Raw genomic sequence first — 4,394 nt, forward strand, 5'->3', positions numbered from 1 at the left:
GATCGGCCATCCATGGCCGTGTCGCGGCTACCCCGGCATCCATGCCGGGGTGCCCACTGCGCAATACCTGCCTGCGGCCATCGTGGTTTGACGGGGCGCACAAGATCAAAAGCCAGATCAAAAACAGAGCAACAGCACCGCCAGAGCGCGCAGTTGCATTCCCCTGTGGGAGCAGGCAAGCCAGCTCCTGCAAGGACCAGGTGTGTCAGCGGTTGCCGTCTATCGGGTCAATATCGGCCAACTCAGCCTCATCCAGGCCATTGCCGCCGCCAATCTCATCTTCATCGACGATACTCAGGTCCCAATCGGCCTGTTCGCCGTCACCTTCTTCCCGGGCATCTCGCGCGCCATCTTCATGGATCAGGGTTTCGGGGCTCATATCATCATCCGTGGGCTCGTGATCCGCCGTTGAAGCCCCCGTCATCCCGGCCTCGCGCACCCGTTCGTCGGGCATCAGGTGCTCGCGTTCACCACGGGGGATCTCATCGCCGATTTCCGCCGTCGGCTCCTCCTCGTCAAAATCCAGCTCGCGCATCGAGCCCATGCGATCTTCGTTGTCATCAATCGGTGCTGGGGTCGGGGCGCCGTACGGACGTCGTGATTGCGTCATGGCCAATCCTCATACTGTGGGGCTTATAGTGTGTGGACAGGCACGGCCTCCCAAAGATTCAAGCTAATTTGCGTACGGCGTGACCTGGGCGAGCGGTTGTCAGTCACAAAACTGCGCATCATTCCTGAGGCTTTCCCTGATGAACGAACTACAAGACCTGCTTGATAACAACGAACGCTGGGCGGATGCGATCAAACAGGAAGATCCCGAATTCTTCGCCAAGCTCGCCCGCCAGCAGACCCCGGAATACCTGTGGATCGGCTGTTCGGACGCCCGGGTGCCGGCCAACGAGATCGTCGGCATGCTACCTGGCGACCTGTTTGTGCACCGCAATGTGGCCAACGTGGTGCTGCACACCGACCTAAACTGCCTGTCGGTGATCCAGTACGCGGTGGATGTGCTCAAGGTCAAACATATCCTGGTCACCGGCCACTATGGTTGCGGCGGCGTACGTGCCTCGATGCAGGATCGCCAGTTTGGCCTGATCGACGGTTGGCTGCGCTCGATCCGCGACCTGTACTACGAGAACCGCGAAGTGCTGGCCCAGTTGCCCACCGAAGAAGAACGCGTTGATCGCCTGTGTGAACTCAACGTCATCCAGCAAGTGGCCAACGTCGGTCACACCAGCATTGTGCAGAACGCCTGGCACCGCGGGCAGAGCCTGTCGATCCACGGTTGTATCTACGGCATCAAGGACGGCCGCTGGAAAAGCCTCAACGCCACCATCACCGGGTTCGAGCAACTGCCACCGCAGTACCGCCTGCGCCCGATTGAGGCGATTTAACAGCGTTTGCGCTGGCGCCACTGTTCCATGAACAGTTGGCCCTGTGGGTTCAACGGTTCTTTTGCGCCGGTGATCCAGCCGCGGCAGTTAAGCGCACCGCATTGGCAAGCGAACTGGCAGAGCAGCGCATCTTCGGTGGTGGCGTAATCCATCGTCAGCAGTGTACCGGGGCGAATGGCCTGGACCGACCATAGCTCCAGTTCGCTGATGTCGAGAAACACATTCGGATCGCACGAATGCAGGATCAGGCCGCTGAACCAGGGGTCGTACAAGTGGATACGCGAAGATATCTGTAGCGTGTGCAAGTGCCGCTCGCCCAGGGCGTATCCGGAAATCTTCGCCATGAGTATTCGGCTGTCGAAGGCCACACGCGTCTTGATCCCGGTTCCACGGCGATTCCGGGTGCGTACGACGTCGAACTGGCGGCGCGAGGGGTAGCCTTTTTTTCCCAACAGGTCGGCGAATGGATAAAGACAGTCCATCGCATCAGCCGGCGCATCTTCCATGGCTTGGGTTTTCATAGCATTCCTTGTCGGGCTGCATCGACCTCCTGGTGTTGATATGACTGCCAGTCTTGCAGCAAGTGGGCACGTTCCAAGGTTTACGCAAGTTGCAGCCGATATCTACTGTCAAATCTGACAGTAGATATCGGCTTTTTTTTGCGTAAGCCAAAACGGATAAGCCGGATGCTCAAAGGGCGGGGGCGGGTACAGAGGCTTCTGGCAGGGGGCTTTTCAGGCGCTTGAGTTGCGTCTTGATGGTGGCGGTGGCGCATTTTTCCCTGGCGTGGTCGGCGGACAGTTCGCGAATCGAGGTGTAGAACAGCTCGCAAGTCTGTTCCTTGCGCGTGACCTGCCAGGTATTCATGCAGCCCTTGAGCAACACGTTGGGATCGCTGGCCGGCTTCTGGCCCATGCCGGCCTGCCAGCACGCTGCGCTCAAGTCCTGGCCCATGACTTTCAGGCCGGCGTCGTCGGCCTTCTGTTCATCACCGTCGTAGCTGTCCGGGTTGGCGGCGTACCAGATGTAACTGGGGTGATTGGCCCCCAATACGGCGACGCTACTGCCCTCGGCCGGGCTTATCTGCCCCAGGCCCAATACGCCAAGGGTTTGCCCGTACTGTTGCTGGATCCAACTGCGAACGGGGGCGCCGAAGGCGACCATTGGCAATGAGCCGCCGGGATGCAGGCTCAGCTCCCGGACAATCCGCGTCTGGTACTCGGTGAAATAGCCATACACGCCTTCCAGGTCCTTGCCGGCCGTGGAGGGCGCGGCTATCGGCGCGATGTCGATGATGGTCTGGTACTCCGGGGTCTGGGCCGCCGCTATGCCATTGGCGGTCAGTAATGTGGCCCAACGGTCAGTCGTGGCCGACTCCAGATAGTCCTGGTAATGGGTCAGGGAGTAGTCGGGCGGAAAATGCATCAACTCGATGCTCTTGCGGTTTTCCAAGGCCATGCCCAACGGCAGGAACAGGTACCAGCTAAATTGCCACTTGCCATCACGGTTCAGCCGGCTGGCGCCTTGGTAGGCCAGGTCAGCGGTGTTCAACAGCGAGATCAAGGACCGGCCGTAGCCATCGGGTACGCCGGTAAAGCGGGCCAGCACCTTATCCTCACTGGCTTTCACACTGACACGGGCCCGGTTGTAGCCGTCGCGCTGCAAGCTCTGGTTGAGGTAATGCTCAACCGTCTGTTCCAGGGTCCATGGGCGAAAGCAGATCACACTGCAATTATTGGGGTAGGCGAACAATTGCCTGACCCGTTGCGCGGTGCCCAGGTCAAGCTCGACATCGGCGTGTACGACCGTGCTCACAGTCAGTGCGACAAAGGTGAAGGACAGCCTGGTCAGTTTAAACATGCGTGTTTCCTTGTCAGCTAAAGCCCGTCTGCGCGGGATGAATGCCCACCCTCACACAGTAGCGGCTGACCGGGAAAATGCGTCGGGAAATGTAGCTTTTTGCAAGAGCCGTTAAGCCTTGGGTCTGACGGAGCCATCCGTCCCCATTCAGAGACATGGATGACATACATCGATCAGTAGACCGGACAGAGTCATCGCCATAACTTCTGCAACTCCTCTCGTTCACTTCGACGTCGAACACCTGCGCAGCCTCAGTACGCAGTTGCTTGCGCACGTTGAGCGTTTGGATACGCAACTGACGAGCCTCGACAAAGAAGTACTGCACGAGTTCTGGATCTCCAATCACGTTTGCAAGGACATGCTTCATGAGTGGAAAACCTGCTGCCCGCGTTACGGACCTTACGGCATGCTCAATGTCGGGGCATGGCAGCAACCCTATAATCGAAGGTTCTCCTGACGTCTTTTTCGATGGATTACCCGCAGCACGCCAAGGTGATGTATCTGCTTGCGCAAGCCGGATTAGCACTGGCGTGTCATCGACGGTTTTCATCAACGGAAAACCTGCCGCAACGCTCGGGAGCGTCGGTGAACATGGCAACGTGATCATCGGCGGGTCGGGAACCGTGTTCATCGGTGACAGATTCACACCGTCCCCGCTCACCCCCCTTGCACCATTGAGCAGTTCCACTGCCCCTTACTCCGGACGCTTTCAACTCATAGATCAGGAAACCGGCCTACCTATTGGTGGCCGCAAGGTAAAGGTCTGGTCGAGTGCCGATTGGAGCATGCTCGACACCACCAATGGTGAAGGCATGACATCGTGGGTCAAGCACGATGCGTCGCAGGTTATCTATATTGACCTGGCGCCGGGCGACGAAGCATGAGTGATCAACCCGGCCTGTCTCAGGGTGGCATGAGCCCCGAAGGCACGACCAACCCCGTGGGCATCCTGAAGCCGAAGCTCGGTCCCCAGGACAGGAAAGTACTGTGCTCGGCAATTTGCTATTGCAGCAGCACACCCAACATCAGCCAAGATGGCAAGAATCTTAAACAGGGCTGTGTGGCACAGCGCCTTGGGGAGCTTGACGAGATTCTCCAGGGGCGCAGTCCGTATAGGGCCGAGGTCAGTTACGACATGAC

6 protein-coding genes and 1 pseudogene are annotated in these 4,394 nt (G+C 58.6%); 3 read left to right on the forward strand and 4 right to left on the reverse strand.

From position 1 onward, the window contains the following. Nucleotides 1-205: 205 nt before the first annotated feature. Nucleotides 206-610, reverse strand: coding sequence for a hypothetical protein (locus BHC62_RS25220; RefSeq protein WP_029295823.1), 405 nt, complete (start codon nucleotides 608-610; stop codon nucleotides 206-208). Between the two features lie 139 nt (nucleotides 611-749). Between BHC62_RS25220 and can the strand changes: the two genes are divergently transcribed. Beyond that, nucleotides 750-1,394: a carbonate dehydratase gene (gene can, locus BHC62_RS25225; RefSeq protein WP_029295821.1), complete on the forward strand. Its 645-nt coding sequence runs from the start codon at nucleotides 750-752 to the stop codon at nucleotides 1,392-1,394. Here can and BHC62_RS25230 read toward each other — a convergent pair. The 3 genes from BHC62_RS25230 to BHC62_RS25240 form a co-directional block, all read right to left on the reverse strand. Next, entirely contained in the window at nucleotides 1,391-1,915 is a 525-nt protein-coding gene (locus BHC62_RS25230; protein ID WP_029295819.1) for a hypothetical protein, read from the reverse strand. The genes can and BHC62_RS25230 overlap by 4 nt on opposite strands. Nucleotides 1,916-2,084: 169 nt before the next feature. Beyond that, nucleotides 2,085-3,254, reverse strand: coding sequence for a hypothetical protein (locus BHC62_RS25235; protein WP_070996569.1), 1,170 nt, complete (start codon nucleotides 3,252-3,254; stop codon nucleotides 2,085-2,087). A gap of 13 nt (nucleotides 3,255-3,267) precedes the next feature. Beyond that, on the reverse strand, nucleotides 3,268-3,621 hold the full coding sequence (locus BHC62_RS25240) for a hypothetical protein (protein WP_070996570.1): 354 nt from the start codon (nucleotides 3,619-3,621) through the stop codon (nucleotides 3,268-3,270). Between BHC62_RS25240 and BHC62_RS27605 the strand changes: the two genes are divergently transcribed. Both BHC62_RS27605 and BHC62_RS28770 read left to right on the forward strand, forming a co-directional pair. Continuing rightward, the gene (locus tag BHC62_RS27605) at nucleotides 3,620-4,138 is read left to right on the forward strand and encodes a PAAR domain-containing protein (protein ID WP_071610067.1); all 519 of its coding nucleotides are present in this window, start codon (nucleotides 3,620-3,622) and stop codon (nucleotides 4,136-4,138) included. The genes BHC62_RS25240 and BHC62_RS27605 overlap by 2 nt on opposite strands. Next, nucleotides 4,135-4,394 (forward strand): annotated as a pseudogene (locus BHC62_RS28770) (VRR-NUC domain-containing protein); the annotation flags it as partial. The gene BHC62_RS27605 and the pseudogene BHC62_RS28770, both read left to right, overlap by 4 nt.

The organism is Pseudomonas sp. 06C 126, assembly GCF_001855215.1.
GTDB classification, from domain to species: Bacteria; Pseudomonadota; Gammaproteobacteria; order Pseudomonadales; family Pseudomonadaceae; genus Aquipseudomonas; species Aquipseudomonas proteolytica.